The organism is Saccharospirillaceae bacterium (assembly GCA_022448365.1).
In the GTDB taxonomy this organism is placed as follows: domain Bacteria; phylum Pseudomonadota; class Gammaproteobacteria; order Pseudomonadales; family Oceanobacteraceae; genus Bacterioplanoides.
In genome coordinates this window covers 1-1,879 of the sequence record JAKVCS010000035.1, presented here as the reverse complement: position 1 = coordinate 1,879, position 1,879 = coordinate 1, and the positions used below count along the sequence as shown (strand labels likewise).

General features: G+C 46.1%; 1 protein-coding gene. It reads left to right on the top strand.

Annotation, left to right across the window (positions count from 1 at the left end; translation table 11 throughout):
- Positions 1–1,879: hypothetical protein (locus MK185_17825; GenBank protein MCH2042489.1), on the top strand; the 1,879-nt coding region annotated here is incomplete at both ends.

Sequence of the window (1,879 nt, the reverse complement as noted above, 5' to 3'; positions counted from 1 at the left end):
GCTGATACAACAGCTGATACAACAGCTGAAACAACAGCCGATACAACAGCCGATACAACAGCCGATACAACAGCCGATACAACAGCCGATACAACAGCCGATACAACAGCTGATACAACAGCTGAATCTTCAGACTACGATGCTCAAAACACCGACCAGACCGAGCAGATTGCAGGCGAAGAAAGCGCCGATCCCGATAATTCAAACGATCAACTTGCTGAGACTGATGACGAAGACAGTGACGATGAACGTCAGATTGATGCCTTTATTATCGACGGTAACCAACAGATTGTTGTGGCCGCGGACATATTTACCGGAGGCGGTACAATCACTATCGATGCCGGCGAGGGTGGAGATGTGCTTGTTGGTGCTAATCTTAGCAGCAGTGATTCAAGTGGAGAGAGTGCTGGAGACATCACTATCGAAGCAGATCGTATTGCCGTAGTTGATAACGCCAATGTAGATGCGTCTGCTAACGAAGCGGGGGATATCAAGATTGGCGGTGGTTTACAAGGACAAGATGCGTCGGTCAGAAACGCCGATATCACTCTGATTGCCGAGGGAACGTCGGTCTTAGCGAATGGTGGTGAAAGCGGAGATGGCGGAGAAATCATCGTCTTCTCTGAAAATAATTCAATCGTTAGTGGTAACTTGAGCGCGAGAGGCGGAGCTGAGTCTGGTGATGGCGGTTTTATTGAGACCTCAGGGCTAGCAGGGCTCACGGTGAGTGGTACTCCAGACGTGGGAGCCACAAATGGTTCGGGTGGAGAGTGGTTAATAGATCCTCACGATATTCTCATAACTGATTACGTTTATATGGGACTGAGTGGAGTAAATCAGTCCGTGACATATACAAATACCAATTTCGAGGCCATTGCGAACCCAACTGGCCCGGTAGAAATTGAGATAAGTAATATATTGAATGGGCTAAGAAACGGAGACGTTACGGTTTCTACAACTAATTCTGGAATGACCGGATCTGACCAAGGAAATATTGATTTTGTGTCAAACTCTGGGTATTTACTTGATCCGGCGAATTCAAACGGTTATAGCTACTCAGGAACTCTTACGCTAAATGCGGACAACAATATTACTTTCGATGCGAACGTTGATTTTTCAACGGTCGGGGCTTTCTCTAATGATATTAGTTTCGATTTTAACGCCGGCGGCAATATCAATTTCGAGATAGGTTCTATATCAGGTAGTTCCTTGGGTTCAGTTTATATGGGTAATGGGGACTTTACGCTTAATGCTGGCGGTGCCATTACCCTAAATCAAGATGTGTACGCGAACAACGTTACCCTAACAGCAGGTAGTGGCGGTGTAACGATCAATGACCAGCTCGGCTCATCATCTAATATATTGATAACGACAACTGCTGGCGGTGACGTAGCCATCAACGAAATCCCAATGGGCACGTCAGTTGATAACACTTTGGCATCCCTTGGGAGCGTTAGTATCAGCGCCGATGGTAACGTAAATCTTGGAAGGAATATAAGCGCTACAACAACTCTATCGATAAACTCTATCAATGGGAATATTTCCACCAATGGCATGACGGCTGGTGCACCAACCACCCTGATTAGTGATAGTAATCTTTCCATCTCTACGAGTGCAACTAATGGAACAATATCGTTGTCTAGCTCGCAGACCTCAAATTCGGGTGCGATCTATATAACCTCTTCATATGGCAGTGTTACTAACACCGGTAACAACACTGCGGCCACGCTGGTTGATATTGTGGCCGCTCAAGATATTAATGTTGACGGTGATATTACTATCATTTCAAGTGGTTATGGTCCTGGTTATGGTCCTGGTTATGGTCCTGGTTATGGTCCTGGTTATGGTCCTGGTTATGGTCCTGGTTATGGTCCTGGTT